This window comes from Pedobacter lithocola (assembly GCF_042650845.1).
GTDB lineage: Bacteria > Bacteroidota > Bacteroidia > Sphingobacteriales > Sphingobacteriaceae > Pedobacter > Pedobacter lithocola.
Genome location: NZ_JBHSBW010000013.1, coordinates 654,625 through 673,216, shown reverse-complemented (window position 1 = coordinate 673,216; position 18,592 = coordinate 654,625). Strand labels below are relative to the sequence as shown.

The following is an 18,592-nucleotide window of genomic DNA, read 5'->3' as shown; positions in this document are numbered from 1 at the left end:
ATGTTACAGCCAAAAAGAACGAAGTTCAGGAAGATGCAAAAAGGCAGAATGAAGGGTTTAGCTTCACGTGGAGCTGAATTATCATTCGGATCTTTCGGTATCAAATCTTTAGAAGCAACTTGGATAACAAGTCGCCAGATAGAGGCTGCCCGTATTGCCGTAACTCGTTTCATGAAACGTGAAGGCCAAGTATGGATCAGGATTTTCCCGGATAAACCGGTAACTAAAAAGCCTGCTGAAGTACGTATGGGTAAAGGTAAAGGTGCTCCTGAATACTGGGTTGCAGTAGTTAGACCAGGACGCGTAATTTTCGAAGCTGAAGGTGTGCCTTTAGAAGTTGCTAAAGAAGCATTACGTTTAGCAGCACAAAAATTACCAATCCAAACTAAATTTGTAGTACGTAGAGATTACGTAGAAGCATAGTAAAGTTGTTGAGATGAATGTTGTAAATACTTGTTTATTATAACCGCTACACTCAACCGTAAAGAAAAATAAAAATGAAAAATTCAGAAATCACAGGGCTTTCAAAAGAAGAATTAGTAGCTAAGATTGCGGAAGAAAAAGAGAACTTATCAAAATTGAAGTTCGCTCATACTATTTCAGCTATCGAAAATCCTTCACGTATTGCAAAAGTAAGGAAAGACATAGCCCGTTTAAACACTGAACTGACTAAAGTGAAAAACACTGAGTCAGCTACTGAAACTAATTAATTTGAGAGTCGACATGGAAAGACAATTAAGAAAAACAAGAACCGGGTTGGTGGTGAGCAACAAGATGGATAAATCTGTTGTAGTGAGCGTTGAGCGTAAAGTAAAGCACCCGATTTATGGCAAGTTCGTAAAGAAAACTACCAAATTTATGGCTCACGATGAGAAAAACGAATGCGGTATCGGTGATACAGTATTGATTATGGAAACTCGTCCTTTGAGTAAGAACAAGAACTGGAGATTGGTACAAATTTTAGAAAGAGCTAAATAATATGGTACAACAGGAATCGAGATTAAACGTTGCTGATAACAGCGGCGCTAAAGAAGTATTGGTAATTCGTGTGCTAGGTGGAACCGGCAAACGTTATGCTTCAATTGGTGATAAAGTGGTTGTTACTGTAAAAAGCGCTTTACCGTCAGGTAATATAAAAAAAGGTACAGTTTCTAAAGCAGTTGTTGTTAGAACTAAAAAAGAGATTAGACGTAAAGATGGTTCTTATATCCGTTTTGACGATAATGCAGCTGTATTATTGAACGCACAGGATGAGCCAAGAGGTACACGTATCTTTGGCCCGGTTGCGAGAGAACTGCGTGAAAAACAATTCATGAAAATTGTATCATTAGCACCGGAGGTATTATAAAATGGGAAACAAGATAATTACACCATCAAAATTAAAAATCCGCACAGGAGATTTAGTTAAAATCATTGCCGGCGATTCAAAAGGTCAGCAAGGAAAAGTATTGCAAGTAATCATTGCAAAAAACAGAGCCATTGTAGAAGGCGTTAACTTAGTATCTAAACATACTAAACCAAATGCTGCAAACCCTAACGGTGGTATTATTAAAAAAGAAGCTGCTCTTCATATTTCTAACCTGATGTTGGTTGATCCAAAATCTGGTAAAGCTACCCGCGTTGGCCGTAAAGCTAATGCAGAAGGTAAATTGGTTAGAGTTGCTAAAATATCAGGAGAGGAGATTAAATAATGGCTACTACACCAAGACTAAAAAGCAAATACAAAGAAGAAGTTGTACTTGCATTAAAAGAAAAATTCCAGTATAAAACTGTAATGCAGGTTCCTAAATTGGAAAAAATCTGTATCAATCAGGGTGTTGGTCGTTTTTCTGTAACAGATAAAAAGATTATGGACACTACAATCGTTGAGTTGTCAACCATCACTGGTCAACAAGCGGTTCCTGCCCAATCTAAAAAAGATATCTCAAACTTTAAATTACGTAAAGGTATGCCAGTTGGTGTACGTGTTACTTTACGTGATAACAATATGTATGAGTTCTTAGATCGTTTGATCTCTGTAGCTTTACCACGTATTCGTGATTTTAAAGGTATTAATGATAAAGGTTTTGATGGTAAAGGTAACTATACATTAGGTGTTACTGAGCAAATCATCTTTCCTGAGATTAATATCGATAAAATCAATAAAATTTTAGGTATGGATATAACTTTCGTAACTTCGGCAAAATCTGACATTGAAGCGTTAGAGTTATTGAAGCAATTCGGATTACCATTTAAAAATCAAAAAACAGCAGAATAATGGCAAAAGAAGGTGTAAAAGCACGCGAAGTTAAGCGCCAAAAATTGGTAGCTAGATACGCTGAAAAACGTGCGGTATTAAAAGCTGCAGGAGATTTCGAAGGTTTAGATAAATTACCTAGAAATTCATCTCCGGTACGTTTACACAACCGTTGTAAATTAACTGGTCGTCCACGTGGTTATATGCGTACCTTTGGTATCTCAAGGGTAACGTTTCGCCAAATGGCACTAGACGGTAAAATACCAGGAGTTAAAAAAGCTTCTTGGTAATATAGCTTAAAGTAGAAAGTTCAAAGTCTAAAGCGGATATATGTCGCTTTAGTCTTTGTGCTTTAGTCTTTTTGCTTTAAAAGAATTTTAACCGATAGAAGGTCCCACAGCTGGGTAGCAGAAGGAAACCACTATCAAAAACAATAAAAAATGAATACAGATCCAATAGCAGATTATTTAACAAGAGTAAGGAATGCCATTAAGGCCAACCACCGTGTTGTAGAAATTCCTGCATCAAACCTTAAAAAAGAAATTACTAAAGTTCTTTTCGATAAAGGTTACATCGCGAACTACAAGTTTGAAGATACAACAGTTCAAGGCACTATTAAAATCGCTTTGAAATACAATCCAATAACTAAAGTTCCTGCTATTCGTACTTTGATGCGAATTAGTAAACCAGGTTTGAGAAACTATGCTGGTGTTGAAAATATGCCAAGAGTATTAAACGGTTTAGGTATCGCAATCTTATCTACTTCTAAAGGTGTAATGACTGATAAAGAAGCAGCCAAATTAAACATTGGTGGTGAGGTATTGTGTCACGTTTATTAATTATTAGGAGAACAGCACAATGTCAAGAATAGGAAAAGCCCCAATTACAATTCCTTCAGGTGTTACAATTACCGTATCTAAGGATAACGTAGTAACTGTAAAAGGACCAAAAGGTGAATTAACACAAGCAGTAGATTCAGATATCACTGTAAGTCAGGAAGACGGAATTTTATCAGTAAATCGTCCTTCAGAACAAAAGAAACACAAAGCATTACACGGTTTATATCGCTCTTTGCTTAACAATATGGTTATTGGTGTTACAGAAGGTTATAAATTAACTCAAGAATTAGTAGGTGTTGGTTACCGTGCTACAAACGCAGGTAATACATTAGATTTAGTTTTGGGTTACTCTCACCATTATGTGTTTCAATTACCAGAAGAGATTAAAGTAACAACTTCATCAGAAAAAGGTCAAACGCCTAAAATTATTTTAGAAAGTATTGACAAGCAATTGATTGGCCAAGTAGCAGCGAAAATCCGTTCGTTACGTGCACCAGAACCATATAAAGGTAAAGGTATCAAGTTTGTAGGTGAAGTGTTAAGAAGAAAAGCAGGTAAATCAGCATCTAAAAAATAGTAATCATGGCAGGTAAAAAATTATCAAGAAGAGATCGTATTAAAAAAGGGATCAGAAAAAGACTTACTGGTTCGGAAGAACGCCCAAGGTTATCTGTATTTAGAAGCAATAAAGGGATTTATGCTCAGGTAATTAACGACGTTACAGGTACAACAGTAGCTTCAGCATCATCTTTATCTAAAGATTTTGCAAGTAAAGGAAATAAAAGTGAGCAATCAGTAGCAGTAGGCAAGTTAGTTGCTGAAAAAGCTATCGCTGCAGGTGTTAAAGAAGTTGTTTTCGATAGAAACGGTTATTTATATCACGGACGTATCAAATCGTTGGCAGAGGGTGCCCGCGAAGCTGGTTTAGTATTTTAATCTGAAGAAAAAGTAAGATGTCAACTATCAATATAAAAAGAGTAAAAACCACCGATATCGAATTAAAGGATCGTTTGGTTAGTATACAACGTGTTGCCAAAGTAACAAAAGGCGGTCGTACTTTCAGCTTCTCAGCAATTGTTGTTGTAGGTGATGAGAACGGCGTAGTAGGCTTTGGTTTAGGTAAAGCAAAAGAAGTAACTGAAGCAATTGCTAAAGGTGTGGATGATGCTAAAAAGAACTTAGTTAAAGTTCCAATTTTAAACGGTACTGTTCCTCATGAGCAAATCGGTAAATTCTCTGGTGGTTTTGTTCTAATTAAACCAGCTGCAGTAGGTACAGGTGTAATTGCTGGTGGTGCAATGCGTGCAGTTTTAGAAAGTGCTGGTGTACATAACGTACTTGCAAAATCTAAAGGTTCATCAAATCCTCACAACGTGGTAAAAGCAACTGTTGATGCATTAACAAAAATGCGTGATGCATATACTGTAGCTCAAACTCGTGGTATCGATTTAAACAAAGTTTTTAACGGATAATATCATGGCTAAGATCAAAATAACACAAATTAAAAGCGTTATCGACAGAAGCGAGCGCCAGAAAAGAACTGTTCAGGCTTTGGGTTTATCTAAAATGAATCAAAGTGTTGAAGTAGAAGCTACTCCCCAAATTATCGGTATGGTTCGCAAAGTGAACCATTTAGTAGCTATCGAGACAATTTAATAGAATTATTGAATGATGAATTTTGAATGAGGGAATTAGCATAATGCAAATATTCAATCATTCAAAATTCAATCATTATTTATTTATCGTTGTACCTGTTTAGTGAAAGCGAAGGGCAACACAAATTCAAAGAAATGAATTTAAGTAATTTAAAACCTGCTACAGGTTCAGTAAAAAATAGCAAAAGAATTGGTCGTGGTACTGGTTCTGGTCGTGGTGGAACTTCAACTCGTGGTCATAAAGGCGCTGGTTCTCGTTCTGGTCACAAAACCAAAATTGGTTTTGAAGGTGGTCAAATGCCTTTACAACGTCGTGTGCCTAAGGTTGGTTTCAAACCAATTAACCGTACTGAATATGTTGGTGTAAATTTAGATGTAATTCAAGAATTAGCAGTAAAATTTAACTTAACAACTATTGATTTTGCTATTTTGAAAGAGCATGGTTTAGCTTCTAAAAACGACTTAGTTAAAGTTTTAGGTCGTGGTGAAGTAAAAGCAAAATTAGAAGTTACAGCACATGCGTTTTCTGCAACCGCACAAAAAGCTATTGAAGCAGCAGGTGGTTCAATTGTAAAATTGTAATTATTAAATGAAGAAGCTATTTACTACTTTAAGTAATATCTGGAAAATTCAGGAATTAAAAGAACGTATATTATTTACGGTCATGATTCTTTTGGTGTACCGTTTCGTATCGCATGTGGTTTTGCCAGGTGTAGATCCAGCTGCTCTAGGAGCTAACGAAAAGTCAGGTATCTTAGGCTTACTCGATATGTTTGCCGGAGGTTCTTTCTCTCGTGTTTCTATTTTAGCATTGGGGGTAATGCCTTACATTTCTGCATCAATCGTGGTGCAATTATTAGGTATTGCTGTTCCGACTTTCCAAAAAATGCAGAAAGAAGGCGAAAGTGGTAGAAAAAAACTGAACCAGATTACACGTTATTTAACAGTAGCCATTACGATTGTTCAATCTGTTGGTTATGTTAAAACACAAGTACCACCAGAGGCAATTTTGCCTGTGATGAGTCAAACGATGTTCTACATCGTATCTACATTTGTATTAACTGCGGGTACATTATTTGTAATGTGGCTTGGTGAAAAAATTACAGATAAAGGTATTGGTAATGGTACATCGTTAATTATTATGACTGGTATTATTGCTCGTTTACCGCAAGCTATAAGCCAAGAGTTTTCTGATAAAGTAGGTGCTTCTAGTACCGGTGGCGGTCCTGTTGCTTTAGTATTGGAAGTTGTTGCCTTATTTGCGATTGTGATGTTTACTATCTTAATTGTACAGGGTGTTCGTAAAGTACCCGTGCAATATGCTAAAAAGATAGTAGGTAATCGTCAATTCGGTGGAGTACGCCAATACATTCCTTTAAAAGTTAATGCAGCGGGTGTTATGCCAATCATTTTTGCTCAGGCGTTAATGTTTATTCCGGGAGCCTTAATTCAATTTGTTCCTTCTTTGCAAGGTTCTTGGTTAATCCAATTTAGTAATACAACATCTTTAGCTTACAGTTTGACATTTGCATTTTTAATTATAGCATTTACTTTCTTCTATACAGCTATTACTGTAAATCCAACTCAAATGAGCGACGATATGAAGAAAAACGGAGGTTTTATACCTGGTGTTAAACCAGGGGTTGCAACATCAACTTTTATTGATGATGTAATTTCTAAAATCACTTTTCCTGGTGCTGTGTTTTTAGCTATTATTGCTGTACTACCATCAGTAGCTGTTAAGTTTGGTATCAAACAAGAATTTGCTCACTTTTTTGGTGGTACATCATTGCTAATTTTAGTAGGTGTTGTATTAGATACTTTGCAACAAATTGAAAGTTATTTATTAATGCGTCATTACGATGGATTAATGAAAACTGGTCGTGTTACTGGTAGAACAGGTGTTCCTGCAGCTAGTAGCAACGCTGCCTTGTAGTTTAAGGAATTATATAATTTTGAATGATAGAATGAGTGAATCGCTGGTCGATTTACTCATTCTAAATTTACTCATTCAAATCTTACAATGAATGTCTAGAATTTATTACAAATCTCTTGAAGAGATTGAGTTAATAAGAGAAAGTTCACTACTGGTTTCTAAAACCTTGGCAGAAGTTGCCAAAATTATTGAACCAGGGGTTACAACAAATCAGTTGGATAAACTGGCTTACGAATTTATAAGTGATAACGGAGCAATACCTGCATTTTTAAATTACAATGGTTTTCCCAATTCTTTATGCATATCGCCGAATGAACAAGTTGTTCATGGTTTTCCAAGTGATTATGTAATAAAGGACGGTGATTTAATTTCGGTTGATTGTGGTGTAATTAAAAACAACTACTTCGGCGATTCGGCTTACACTTTTTCCATTAGAGAAGTAAATGAAGAAAAGCAAAAGTTAGTTGAAGTTACAAAAAAATGCCTTGATTTAGGTATTGAAAAAGCAGTGGCTGGTATGCGTATTGGTGATATTGGTTTTGCCATCCAACAATATGCAGAAGCAAATGGATTTGGTGTAATAAAAGAATTGGTAGGACATGGGGTTGGTGTAAAGCTTCATGAGCAACCAGAAGTTCCTAATTATGGAAAACGCGGTAACGGACCAAAGCTTGAAGAAGGAATGGTGATAGCTATTGAGCCGATGATAAATGCTGGTGCTGCAAGCGTACTTTTTCATAATGATGGATGGACAGTTACAAGTAAAGACAATAAACCTTCAGCACATTTTGAACACACAGTAGCAATAAAAAAAGGGCAGGCAGACGTTTTATCGACCTTTTCATTAATAGAAAAAGTTTTACAACAAAAAAAATAAATAATTAAAATTTTTTATTTAATTTTGCAACCCTGTTTAGAAGCAGCTAATTAAGTAACAATCAATAAAATATGGCTAAACAAGCCTCAATTGAACAAGACGGAGTAATAAGAGAAGCATTATCTAATGCCATGTTCCGGGTAGAACTAGAGAACGGACATGAAATTATTGCACATATTTCAGGAAAGATGCGGATGCACTACATCAAAATTCTTCCTGGCGATAAAGTAAAATTAGAGATGTCTCCGTATGATTTAACAAAAGGTCGCATCACTTATAGATATAAATAAAATGAAAGTTAGATCATCAATTAAAAAACGTAGCGCTGATTGTAAGATTATTCGCCGTAAAGGTAAACTTTACGTTATCAACAAGAAAAATCCTAAATACAAACAACGTCAAGGGTAATTAAAAATATTGTAATCAACCGCACAACGGTGGCCCGCCGTTCGGAATTACTTAAAAACAAAAACAAATATGGCAAGGATTTCAGGTATTGATTTACCAAGAAACAAAAGAGGAGAGATCGGTTTAACTTATATCTACGGTATAGGTAAAACAACTGCACAACGTATATTAACTACTGCAGGCATCGATGTTAACAAAAAAGTACAAGATTGGTCTGATGATGAATTATCAGCTATTCGTACAATGATTAACGATGAGATTAAAGTAGAAGGTGCTTTACGCTCTGAGGTTCAATTAAACATTAAACGTTTAATGGATATTGGTTGTTACCGTGGTTTACGTCACAGAAAAGGATTACCTTCTCGTGGTCAGCGTACTAAGAACAACTCACGTACTCGTAAGGGTAAGAGAAAAACAGTTGCTAACAAGAAAAAAGCTACTAAATAATAGATAGATATGAGATGTGAGATTTTAGATATGAGAATCATATCTTTTAACTCTGTTCAAATCTGGAATATAAAAGATAAAAATTAGGATGATGAGTGCCGAGGTTTATAAAATCATACATCTCAATTCTCACATCTAAAATCTAAAAGCAAAAATGGCTAAGAGTAAAAAAGTAACCAAAAAACGTATCGTTGTAATTGAGTCTGTTGGTCAGGCACACATCAATGCTACCTTCAACAACATTATCGTTACCCTAACAAACAACAACGGACAGACTATCTCATGGTCTTCAGCTGGTAAAATGGGCTTTAAAGGTTCTAAAAAGAACACACCTTATGCAGCTGGTCAAGCAGCTTCAGATTGTGGTAAAGTCGCGTTTGACTTAGGTTTACGTAAAGTTGAAGTATTTGTAAAAGGTCCGGGTTCAGGTCGTGAATCTGCAATCAGAACTTTACAAGTAGCAGGTATTGAAGTAATGTCTATTAAAGATATCACTCCACTTCCTCACAACGGATGTCGTCCTCCTAAAAAGAGAAGAGTTTAATTAATTTTAAAGCTAAGAATCTCCAGCTAAAGGTTGGATGATACTTTAAAACACAACAAAAAATGGCAAGATATACAGGCCCAAAAAGTAAAATCGCACGTAAATTCAGAGAACCAATTTTCGGTCCTGATAAAGTGTTAGACAGAAAAAATTATCCTCCTGGGCAACATGGCTCATCAAAAAGAAGAGGAAAACAATCTGAATATGCTATCCAGTTAATGGAGAAACAAAAAGTAAAATACACTTATGGTGTATTAGAAAAACAGTTCAGTAACTTGTTTAAGAAAGCATCTTCACGTGCTGGTATTACTGGTGATAACTTACTTCAATTATTAGAAGCACGTTTAGATAATACAGTTTACCGTTTAGGTATAGCAACAACTCGTTCTGGTGCACGCCAGTTGGTTAGCCACAAACACGTGACTGTTAATGGTGAAGTTGTAAATATCCCATCATATCAGTTAAAAGCTGGTGATGTGATTGCGGTTCGTGAGAAATCAAAATCATTAGAATCAATTAGTAACTCAGTTGCAGGCAGAACTATTAACAAGTTTGCTTGGTTAGAGTGGAATTCTGGCGAATTGACAGGTAAGTTTTTAACTTATCCACAACGCGACGAGATTCCTGAAAACATTAAGGAAAACTTAATTATCGAGTTATACTCAAAGTAATAAATGATATAGTTAATTGCCTCGAAAGGGTAATTAACTTTTTTCATGTTACTATATATTCAATAACGAATTTAAAAAAATATAAATGGCAATTTTAGCATTTCAGAAACCAGACAAAGTGATCATGCAGAAATCAACTGATTTCGATGGCATATTTGAATTTCGTCCTTTAGAGCCCGGTTTCGGTGTAACAATTGGTAATGCCTTAAGAAGAATTTTACTTTCTTCGTTAGAAGGTTATGCTATTACTACTATTCGTTTTTCAGGCGTTTCGCATGAGTTTTCTACCATGAAAGGTGTTGTAGAAGATTTAACTGATATTATCCTAAACTTAAAACAAGTTCGTTTTAAGAAAACTGGTGATTCTGGTGATGCTGAAAAAGTATTCATCATTGTTAATGGTCAGGATCAGTTTAAAGCTGGTGATATCACTAAATTCTCTAACAACTTTACAGTTTTAAATCCTGAGCATGTAATTTGCAATATGGATAAATCTGTTACTTTAGAAGTGGAATTAACCATCAATAAAGGACGTGGTTATGTACCTGCTGAAGAAAATAAAGTTGCTGATGCTGTTGTAGGTGTTATCGCTATCGATTCTATTTACACACCAATGAAAAACGTTAAATACACAATTGAAAACTTCCGTGTTGAACAAAAAACGGATTATGAGAAATTGGTATTAGATATTTCAACTGATGGTTCAATTCATCCAGAAGAGGCATTAAAAGAAGCGGCTAAGATTCTTATCCAACACTTTATGTTATTCTCAGATGAGAACTTAGTGTTAGAATCTCAAGCTAAGGAAGAAACTAAAGAAGTTGATGAAGAAATTTTACACATGCGTAAAATTCTTAAAACGGAATTAGTTGATATGGATTTATCAGTTAGAGCATTAAATTGCTTAAAAGCTGCTGATATTCGTACGCTAGCTGATTTGGTTTCTTACGATGTTGCTGATATGTTAAAATTCAGAAACTTTGGTAAAAAATCTTTAACTGAGATACAAGAACTTGTAAAATCAAAAGGTTTGTCATTTGGTATGAACCTGTCTAAATTTAAATTAGACGAAGAATAATTCAGTTTTTCAGTTAATGGTTTTCAGCCCTAAGGATTGAAAACTGTGATTTGAAAATGGAAAATTAAATATTATTTCACAGTGTATAATTCCCTCAGCTTAATTGCAAAGAGACGGTATGCACTCAATTAAAAAACAATGAGACACGGTAAAAAAGTAAACCACTTAGGTAGAACCGCAAGCCACAGAAAAGCGATGTTAGCTAACATGGCTTCATCACTAATTTTGCACAAAAGAATTACAACAACTTTAGCTAAGGCAAAAGCTTTACGTATGTATGTTGAGCCAATTATCACTAAATCTAAAAGTGATACTACACACTCTCGTCGTACGGTATTTGCTTACCTACAAGATAAAGAAGTAGTAACAATTTTATTCCGCGAAATTGCTGAGAAAGTTGCAAATCGTCCGGGTGGTTATACACGTATCATTAAATTAAATAACCGTTTAGGCGATAATGCTGAAATGGCTTTAATTGAATTGGTAGATTACAATACTGTTTACGGTAAAGATGTAGAAGCTAAAGAAGAGAAGAAAACAACTCGTCGTGGTAGAAGTAAAGCAGCTGCAGCCCCTAAAGCTACAGAAGCAAAAACTGAAACTACTGAAGAAGCTGCTCCTGTTGAAGAAACTCCTGCTGTTGAAAAAACTACAGAAGAATCAAAAGGAGAATAGTTTAATTAACTTTAAGTTTAAAAAAGTCCTGTTCACTCGAGCAGGACTTTTTTTATTTAAAAATATTTTAATCAAACGTTTGCTTCATTTTTTCATTACAAAGCTATATTCCCACGCGGTATCTATAAATTAGCTTAAAATAATAATTGTGATGAAATTTCAATTTATCTTCTTCTGCTTTCTTTGCACTGCATTTTCGCTAAATGCACAAGTTCTAAAATATACCAACGGTAACAATCAATGGAATCCCGATTCTTTGGGCAACCATAGAATTGTAATTTTCTACAACGGAAGCGGAAAGGTTGCCCATGCAAAAATAGATTGGAGAAGGAGAGATGAACATCCCGAAGGCAAAAGATTGATTATTAAAGATGAAAATGGCAAAAACATTACTATTTTAGGTGTAGAAGGTTTTAGTCGTGAACGTGCTGATGTTTATTTTGAAGCTACAAATAAGGGTAAATATTTTGTTTATTATTTGCCTTACAAAAATGAGGGTAGAAGTAATTATCCTAAAGGTGTTTATTTAAAGGCGAATTACAATGCTCCAATTAAAGCAAATAAGGTACCGGTAAATGCATCTTTTTTAGAAATTCAATCTATCGATGCATTTAATTCCTTCTATCCGATGGAAGTTATCGCAACAGCGAAGGAAACAGCCGCTGTTAAATCGAAATATATATCCTCATCTTTTATCGTTTTTCCTGAAGATAGAATGTATCCAATTAAGATGAAAAGTGATCTGCCATATCGGTGGATTCAAAATGAAGTTTCTAAATCTTTTAAAGGTTCGGCAAACAGAGGTGAAAATTATGCTTTTCAACTAGGTATTTATGCCTTAAAAAACTTAAAAGATGTTAGGGTTACTTTCGGGGATTTAAAAACAGCATCAGGGAAAGTAATTTCATCTAAGTTTATCAACTGCTTAAATACAAACGGCACTAGTTATGATAACAAACCCTTTAAACGAGAGGTAAATGTAGCATTAGGTGAGGTACAGCCGATGTGGATTACTGTTGATATTCCAAGCGCTGCATCTGCGGGTATCTATAATGGGAAATTTACAATTAAATTCAACGGAGAATCAAAAGCTATAAATTTTAATTTGACGATATCCAACAAAATTTTAGCTGATGCCGGAGTGGGAACACCCAACAAACAAACTCGCTTAACATGGCTCAGTTCTACTATGGCTCAGGCAAATACTGTTGTAGCACCTTACACTCCGCTATCGGTTGAGGGCAATATCATTTCATTGCTCGGTAGAAAATTTGAAATTAATTCAGATGGCTTTCCAAAGCAAATACAAACTTTTTTTAATGATGAGATGACGGCTTATACTGAAAAGCCAAACAATATTTTATACGAACCCATTCATTTCCATTTTTACAACACTTCAAAAACACAAGAAAAATTTACCACGAGTAATTTTAAGATTATTAGCAAAGATGCTGGTACTGTTAGATGGACGGCAACCAATACATCAGATAATTTGGAAATGGATTTAGAAGGTGCATTAGAATTTGACGGCTATGTGCATTATGTAATTAAGGTTACAGCATTAAAGGATGTAGATTTTAGCAATGTCGATTTCCACATTCCTTTTGAAAAGGGTTCTGCAAAATACCTGATGGGTTTAGGCGAAAAAGGAGGAGTGAGACCAGATACTGTAAATTGGAAATGGGATGTAGCCAATAAAAATCAAGATGCGGTTTGGATTGGCAATGTTAACGCTGGTTTGTATTACAATTTAAGAGACGAAAATTATGTTCGCCCGCTAAACACGAACTTTTATTTGCAAAAACCTTTGGTGCTTCCAAAATCATGGGGTAATGATAACAAAGGCGGTGTCCAGATTAATGTGAAAGGAAGTTCTATGTTGGCCGATAATTTTACCGGAGCAAGGACAATGAAAAAGGGTGATGTATTATATTATAATTTTAATTTGCTAATTACGCCTTTCCATTTGTTGGATACCGATTTCCAGTGGGATAATCGCTTCTATCATAAGTATGGAGATTTGGATTCTATTAAATCGACGGGTGCAACAGTAGTAAACATTCACCACGCTACTCCAATTAATCCGTGGATAAATTATCCATTTATTGAGTCGAAAAAAATGAAATCTTACATAAATGAAGCGCACCAGAAGGGTTTAAAAGTTAAAATTTATAATACTGTTCGCGAACTTTCCAATCATGCTTACGAGTGGCCTGCTTTAAGAAGTTTAGGAACAGAGGTTTATTCGCCAGGAAAGGGCGGTGGTTTTAGTTGGCTGCAAGAACATTTAGATTCTAATTACCTAGCTGCATGGTTTGTGCCTGAGATTAAAGATGCAGCAATTATTAATAGTGGAATGAATCGCTGGCATAATTATTATGTTGAGGGCATGAATTGGTTGGTAAATAATGTAGGTATTGATGGTGTTTACTTAGATGATGTAGCTTTTGACCGGGTGACAATGAAGCGGATTAAGCGTGTTTTAACGCAAAATAACCATCCAGGCATTATTGATCTGCATTCAGCTAACCAGTATAATAAAAGCGATGGTTTTAACAATAGCGCCATTTTATACATGGAACATTTCCCTTATTTAAACCGTTTGTGGTTTGGTGAATATTTTGATTACGAAAAAAATAATCCTGATTTCTTTTTAACGGAGGTGAGTGGAATACCTTTTGGTTTAATGGGAGAGATGCTCCAAGATGATGGAAATCCGTGGAGAGGAATGATTTATGGAATGACGAGCCGCTTGGGCTGGTCGGACAATAGCGATCCAAAACCATTGTGGAAAGCCTGGAATGATTATGGAATAACGGGTTCTAAAATGATAGGTTACTGGAGCGAAAACTGCCCTGTTAAAACTGACAATCCAAAAGTTTTAGCTACTGTATATAAACAAAAAAGCAAAGTGATGGTCGCCTTGGCGAGTTGGGATGAAAGCGATGCTAAGGTTAATCTAGCTATTGATTGGAATAAGTTAGGTATAACAGCCGATAAAGCCAAAATTTCAGCTCCAAATATCGATAAATTTCAAGCGGCAGGAAATTACTCTGATGGAAAATCTATTTTGGTTGAAAAAGGGAAAGGTTTGATTTTGATTATTGAATAGCCGATTTAAAGCGGGTATTGTATATATATTACTTAGGTAAACAGGGAGGAATCTTTGAATTGATTACAAAGATTTCTCCACTTCAGTCTAAAAACAAGCTAGACTTATTAAATTTTTACGTTTTGCATGCCATATTGTTTCAAAATATCATCTGGCACACCAGCCCATTGATTTGGCGAATTACCAACATAACCAATATCCTTAACGCCAATCTCTGTAGTGTAAAACCCCGATGCAGTTAAATCTCTCATTTTATTGAAAAATGCTACACCAGCCTGCATTTCTGGTCGTGCTTTTTTAGGGTAAGCAATTTCATCAACTATAGATATCTGTTCCTTTTCAGAAGCTTCAACAAAAGATTTCTGGAATTTATTAAAGCAGTAAATATCTAGCCATTTCAACCCGCCACGCATTGGCGTTTGGTGGTAGGGCATATCTTTTACTATAAATTCGATAAATTCTGGCACTTTCGCATCCGAAGCACTTCCTGAAACATCATCTTTAGGAATAATAATATCAGCCAAAACAGTAATTGTAGCCATTTCATGCTTTGTAAAAAACGTTTCTGATTTTAGTTTTTTATCTCTATCAACTTCCCATTGCTCCTTTCCTGCTTCTTTAGCAGTTTCTTCTGGAGCAGCAACGGTGGTTTTATTTTCAGGCTGCTTGCAAGCTTCAACAAGTACAGAAGTACTTAGTGCAGTTATGCCTAAGGCTTTTAGTGAATCACGTCTGTTCATAATTCTTAAATATTTTGTTTTTTCTTTTCGGCTAAAATATATTCGGCAGTTCTCATTGATAATGCTAGAATAGTCCAGGTTGCGTTCTTATCGCCTTGTTGCACAAAAGGACCAGCATCAACCACAAATAAATTTTTACAGTCATGTGCCTGGCAATATTTATTTAAGGCAGATTTTTTAGGGTCATCACCCATTCTAATTGTTCCAACTTCGTGAATAATTTTTCCTGGATTAAGTAAGCCATAATTGGTTTCAGGACCTTGAATTTCTGAAGTAACTACTGCACCCATTTCTTTCATGATAGATAAAAATGTTTCTTGCATGTGTTTGGCTTGCAGAATTTCTTCTTTTGCCCATTTATAATTAAATCTTAAAACAGGGATACCGTATTTATCAACCATAGTCGGGTCGATTTCGCAATAATTATCTTCACGGGCAATTGCTGTTCCGCGACCTGCCATACCTACACCAGTGCCATAAAATCTACGGTAATCATCTTTTAATGATTTTCCATAACCTCCTGCTTCTTTTTTCTTTCCATTTCTATCGGGCACCATTCCGTTTATCGATGAAACACCACCGCCAAAACCGTAAGATGGCATACCCATACCTCCACCATATTCAATGTGATAGCCACGAGGGAAATCAAGTTTTTTATTGTCCAACCACCAAGGCGAATAGATGTGCACACTACCTAAACCATCTTCGTTATAGCGTTTTCTATCCATTAATTGAGGTAAAAAACCAGAAACACCTGCGCCGGTAGAGTCATGCAAATATTTACCAACTACACCACTACTATTTGCTAAGCCGCCCGGATGAGCCGAAGATTTTGAATTTAATAATATACGAGCAGATTCACAAGCACTTGCACCCAAAATTACGAGTTTACCATTTACCTGATATTCTTGCAAATCTTTTCGGTTAACATAAGATACACCTTTTGCTGTTCCATCTTTATCTGTAATTACCTCACGCACCATAGCATCGGTAATTACAGTTAAATTGCCTGTTTTAACTGCAGGGATAACTAAACACGAGGATGCAGAAAAATCGCCATATACTTTGCAACTCCTACCGCACTGACCGCAATAGAAACAAGGAGCACGGTCGTTATTACCTTTTATCGATTCCGTCATAACGGCACCGCGACCAGTAATAACTTTTACGCCAGCCTTTTCTGCACCTTTTTTTATAAATAATTCATTTAAACGAGGTTTAGGTGGTTTCATGAAAATTCCATCGGGCTCGTTTTCTATACCTTCTGAAGTTCCATAGATACCAATCATTCGGTCGATTTTATCGTAGAATGGTTTTACATCGTTATAGGTAATTGGCCATGAATCTGTTAAACCATCCGTTGGTTTAAAATCTTGCGGACCCATTCTTAACGAAATTCTACCCCAGTGATTGGTACGACCGCCAAGCATACGAGAGCGAAACCACTCAAATTCTGTCTTGTTTTTTTGAGTATAAGGTTCGCCATCCAATTCCCAACCGCCATATGAGGCGTCAAAATCTCCAAAAGGGCGAGTTGTTCCTGCACCACGACGAGGCGATTCCCAGGGCCATTTTAGTTGATGTGAATCCAATCTTGGGTCGAAATACTGACCAGCTTCGAGCATTAAAACTTTTTGGCCTGCGTTTGCCAATACATACGCTGCCATTCCACCGCCTGCACCCGAGCCAACAACAATGGCATCGTAAACAATGGGCGATTTTTTTATCTGAAAGTCACTCATGAATAGAATTTAGAAATTAATCAAATTCTAATCTAAAACTAAATTTCGTAAAATTAAAATGCTTTACTGCTCATTTGCTATTTTGGAATCATTACAGATTAATGTTGATAATTTTTATTCCTAAATCGTATTAGTTATTTTGGTTAATCGATTCTCAAAGCATAATTATTTAAAGGGCTAAAAAAATATCAACATTTATGAGTTTTTCATAGTCGCTCAAATGTTACAATATTGCTATACGATTGCGCTCCAAATAAAATGGTTTATCTTTGTGTATTAAACTTTATCGATGGTATTTTCAGAACACATAGCACAATTCATAGGTGCATTAGAGCAAAGCTTAAACTTGCAAACTTTTGTAAAAATCTCTTTGGGGAATTATAAAGGTGAAGAAGATGCTTTGAAACAGATTCTGGTAAGGAAGGTTATTATTAAACGTGAAGAAAAATTAGCTTTTACCTTTCGTTACAAAACCCGCGATATTGTAAAAAACTTCGATTTGATGGAAGCGGTAAACTTGGTTTCTGAATATCTACAAACTGGTTTCAAAATCGGAACGCTATTTACCACCAAAAATGATTTGATTTTTGAAGAGCTAAACAATGGTAAAATTATTTTAAGAGAATTACCAGCCTCAACCAAGGAAATTCCAGACGGGAGTCATGATAAAGAGAAATTGAGATTGATTAAAGCAGAATCTAAATCGTATTTAACTGCACTAAAAATTACTGATAGTGATGGAAAAGTCTTTAAAAATGCTCAAGATAAGTTTCGGCAGATTAATCATTATATAGAAATATTAAGTTCATTAATTAAAGAATTACCCGAAGAATCAATTAAAAAGGTTGCCGATATGGGTTCAGGGAAAGGTTATTTAACTTTTGCATTGTATGATTATTTACATAACATTTTAAACCAAAATATCGCGGTGGTAGGGATTGAATACCGACAGGATATGGTTGATTTATGCAATTCTGTTGCTGAAAAATCTGCATTTGATAAATTGAATTTTGTTCAGGGAACAATTGAAGATTATAATGCGGAAAAGGTAAATTTACTTATCGCATTACATGCTTGTGATACCGCAACCGATGATGCAATTTTTAAAGGCATTAAAGCCGGCGCTGAATTAATAGTGGTTGCACCTTGTTGCCATAAACAAATCCGTAAAGAAATTGAACAAAACAAAGTTAAAAATGATGTTTCGTTTCTAACCAAATATGGCATCTTTTTAGAGCGACAAGCGGAGATGGTTACCGATGGAATTCGTGCTCTTATCTTAGAGTATTTTGGGTATAAAACAAAAGTTTTTGAATTTATTTCTGATGCGCATACACCGAAGAATGTACTTGTAGTGGGGATTAAGAGCAAGGATAAAGGAGCAAAGACCAAGGATGAGATTTTACAAAAAATTAAAGCTAGTAAAGCATACTTTGGAATCGGTTATCATCATTTGGAAAGATTATTAGAATTGTAATAATTAACTTTAATGTAACGGAATAGATTTTGCGGATATGCACCATATAAGGAATGTAAGAAAATATAAGACCTGGTAAACTCGATCTTAACATAGATCGAGCTTACATGATTCACAAATATCTTACATAGTAAAAATCGAAACGCTTATCTTGT

At 35.5% G+C, this 18,592-nt stretch carries 26 protein-coding genes; 24 read left to right on the top strand and 2 right to left on the bottom strand.

The annotated features are described in order from the left end of the window. The 23 genes from rplP to ACFOWA_RS16935 all read left to right on the top strand — a co-directional run bounded on the left by rplP (window position 1) and on the right by ACFOWA_RS16935 (window position 14,478). Entirely contained in the window at window positions 1-423 is a 423-nt protein-coding gene (gene rplP / locus ACFOWA_RS17045) for a 50S ribosomal protein L16 (RefSeq protein WP_378987350.1), read from the top strand. A gap of 74 nt (window positions 424-497) precedes the next feature. Continuing rightward, the gene (rpmC, locus tag ACFOWA_RS17040) at window positions 498-710 is read left to right on the top strand and encodes a 50S ribosomal protein L29 (protein ID WP_055910078.1); all 213 of its coding nucleotides are present in this window, start codon (window positions 498-500) and stop codon (window positions 708-710) included. Window positions 711-723: 13 nt separating this feature from the next. Continuing rightward, window positions 724-978, top strand: a complete 255-nt coding sequence (gene rpsQ, locus ACFOWA_RS17035) for a 30S ribosomal protein S17 (RefSeq protein WP_010599901.1) — start codon at window positions 724-726, stop codon at window positions 976-978. A 1-nt stretch (window position 979) separates the two neighbouring features. Next, window positions 980-1,348 (top strand): 50S ribosomal protein L14, encoded by a 369-nt coding sequence (gene rplN, locus ACFOWA_RS17030; protein WP_010599900.1) that lies wholly within the window; start codon window positions 980-982, stop codon window positions 1,346-1,348. A 1-nt stretch (window position 1,349) separates the two neighbouring features. Beyond that, a complete protein-coding gene (gene rplX / locus ACFOWA_RS17025) occupies window positions 1,350-1,691 on the top strand; it encodes a 50S ribosomal protein L24 (protein ID WP_123206889.1) in 342 nt (113 codons plus the stop codon). Next, window positions 1,691-2,257: a 50S ribosomal protein L5 gene (rplE, locus tag ACFOWA_RS17020; protein WP_123206888.1), complete on the top strand. Its 567-nt coding sequence runs from the start codon at window positions 1,691-1,693 to the stop codon at window positions 2,255-2,257. Before rplX ends, rplE begins: the two co-directional genes overlap by 1 nt. Continuing rightward, on the top strand, window positions 2,257-2,526 hold the full coding sequence (rpsN, locus tag ACFOWA_RS17015; protein ID WP_123206887.1) for a 30S ribosomal protein S14: 270 nt from the start codon (window positions 2,257-2,259) through the stop codon (window positions 2,524-2,526). The genes rplE and rpsN overlap by 1 nt, the downstream gene beginning before the upstream one ends. 150 nt (window positions 2,527-2,676) lie before the next feature. Then, complete coding sequence (rpsH, locus tag ACFOWA_RS17010) at window positions 2,677-3,075, top strand: 30S ribosomal protein S8 (RefSeq protein WP_056869756.1); 399 nt, start codon at window positions 2,677-2,679, stop codon at window positions 3,073-3,075. Window positions 3,076-3,094: 19 nt separating this feature from the next. Further along, window positions 3,095-3,652, top strand: coding sequence for a 50S ribosomal protein L6 (gene rplF, locus ACFOWA_RS17005; protein ID WP_123206886.1), 558 nt, complete (start codon window positions 3,095-3,097; stop codon window positions 3,650-3,652). 5 nt (window positions 3,653-3,657) lie between these two features. Beyond that, a complete protein-coding gene (rplR, locus tag ACFOWA_RS17000) occupies window positions 3,658-4,011 on the top strand; it encodes a 50S ribosomal protein L18 (protein WP_123206885.1) in 354 nt (117 codons plus the stop codon). Window positions 4,012-4,028: 17 nt separating this feature from the next. After that, window positions 4,029-4,547, top strand: coding sequence for a 30S ribosomal protein S5 (rpsE, locus tag ACFOWA_RS16995; RefSeq protein ID WP_010599893.1), 519 nt, complete (start codon window positions 4,029-4,031; stop codon window positions 4,545-4,547). A 4-nt stretch (window positions 4,548-4,551) separates the two neighbouring features. After that, window positions 4,552-4,731, top strand: coding sequence for a 50S ribosomal protein L30 (gene rpmD / locus ACFOWA_RS16990; RefSeq protein ID WP_123206884.1), 180 nt, complete (start codon window positions 4,552-4,554; stop codon window positions 4,729-4,731). Between the two features lie 134 nt (window positions 4,732-4,865). Next, entirely contained in the window at window positions 4,866-5,312 is a 447-nt protein-coding gene (gene rplO / locus ACFOWA_RS16985; protein ID WP_123206883.1) for a 50S ribosomal protein L15, read from the top strand. Window positions 5,313-5,319: 7 nt separating this feature from the next. Continuing rightward, entirely contained in the window at window positions 5,320-6,666 is a 1,347-nt protein-coding gene (gene secY / locus ACFOWA_RS16980; protein ID WP_378987344.1) for a preprotein translocase subunit SecY, read from the top strand. 91 nt (window positions 6,667-6,757) lie between these two features. Then, entirely contained in the window at window positions 6,758-7,543 is a 786-nt protein-coding gene (gene map, locus ACFOWA_RS16975; protein WP_378987341.1) for a type I methionyl aminopeptidase, read from the top strand. 71 nt (window positions 7,544-7,614) lie between these two features. After that, window positions 7,615-7,833, top strand: a complete 219-nt coding sequence (gene infA, locus ACFOWA_RS16970; RefSeq protein WP_010599888.1) for a translation initiation factor IF-1 — start codon at window positions 7,615-7,617, stop codon at window positions 7,831-7,833. A 1-nt stretch (window position 7,834) separates the two neighbouring features. Further along, a complete protein-coding gene (rpmJ, locus tag ACFOWA_RS16965; protein WP_010599887.1) occupies window positions 7,835-7,951 on the top strand; it encodes a 50S ribosomal protein L36 in 117 nt (38 codons plus the stop codon). 69 nt (window positions 7,952-8,020) lie between these two features. Beyond that, window positions 8,021-8,398 carry a 30S ribosomal protein S13 gene (rpsM, locus tag ACFOWA_RS16960; RefSeq protein ID WP_109926334.1) on the top strand — a complete coding sequence of 126 codons (378 nt, stop codon included), beginning with the start codon at window positions 8,021-8,023 and terminating at the stop codon, window positions 8,396-8,398. Between the two features lie 154 nt (window positions 8,399-8,552). Next, a complete protein-coding gene (gene rpsK, locus ACFOWA_RS16955; RefSeq protein ID WP_055910073.1) occupies window positions 8,553-8,942 on the top strand; it encodes a 30S ribosomal protein S11 in 390 nt (129 codons plus the stop codon). Window positions 8,943-9,004: 62 nt separating this feature from the next. Continuing rightward, the gene (gene rpsD / locus ACFOWA_RS16950; protein ID WP_123206880.1) at window positions 9,005-9,613 is read left to right on the top strand and encodes a 30S ribosomal protein S4; all 609 of its coding nucleotides are present in this window, start codon (window positions 9,005-9,007) and stop codon (window positions 9,611-9,613) included. 85 nt (window positions 9,614-9,698) lie between these two features. Next, on the top strand, window positions 9,699-10,691 hold the full coding sequence (locus ACFOWA_RS16945; protein ID WP_056097531.1) for a DNA-directed RNA polymerase subunit alpha: 993 nt from the start codon (window positions 9,699-9,701) through the stop codon (window positions 10,689-10,691). 138 nt (window positions 10,692-10,829) lie between these two features. Further along, on the top strand, window positions 10,830-11,366 hold the full coding sequence (rplQ, locus tag ACFOWA_RS16940) for a 50S ribosomal protein L17 (RefSeq protein ID WP_378987338.1): 537 nt from the start codon (window positions 10,830-10,832) through the stop codon (window positions 11,364-11,366). A gap of 151 nt (window positions 11,367-11,517) precedes the next feature. Then, window positions 11,518-14,478 (top strand): glycoside hydrolase domain-containing protein, encoded by a 2,961-nt coding sequence (locus ACFOWA_RS16935; protein ID WP_378987335.1) that lies wholly within the window; start codon window positions 11,518-11,520, stop codon window positions 14,476-14,478. Between the two features lie 107 nt (window positions 14,479-14,585). On the opposite strand, the gene ACFOWA_RS16930 is transcribed toward ACFOWA_RS16935, so the two are convergent. Both ACFOWA_RS16930 and ACFOWA_RS16925 read right to left on the bottom strand, forming a co-directional pair. Beyond that, on the bottom strand, window positions 14,586-15,218 hold the full coding sequence (locus ACFOWA_RS16930) for a gluconate 2-dehydrogenase subunit 3 family protein (protein WP_378987332.1): 633 nt from the start codon (window positions 15,216-15,218) through the stop codon (window positions 14,586-14,588). A gap of 5 nt (window positions 15,219-15,223) precedes the next feature. Next, window positions 15,224-16,960: a GMC family oxidoreductase gene (locus ACFOWA_RS16925; protein WP_378987329.1), complete on the bottom strand. Its 1,737-nt coding sequence runs from the start codon at window positions 16,958-16,960 to the stop codon at window positions 15,224-15,226. 289 nt (window positions 16,961-17,249) lie between these two features. On the opposite strand from ACFOWA_RS16925, the gene ACFOWA_RS16920 reads away from it, so the two are divergent. Then, window positions 17,250-18,437: a class I SAM-dependent methyltransferase gene (locus ACFOWA_RS16920; RefSeq protein WP_378987326.1), complete on the top strand. Its 1,188-nt coding sequence runs from the start codon at window positions 17,250-17,252 to the stop codon at window positions 18,435-18,437. The last annotated feature ends 155 nt before the right edge of the window (window positions 18,438-18,592 follow it).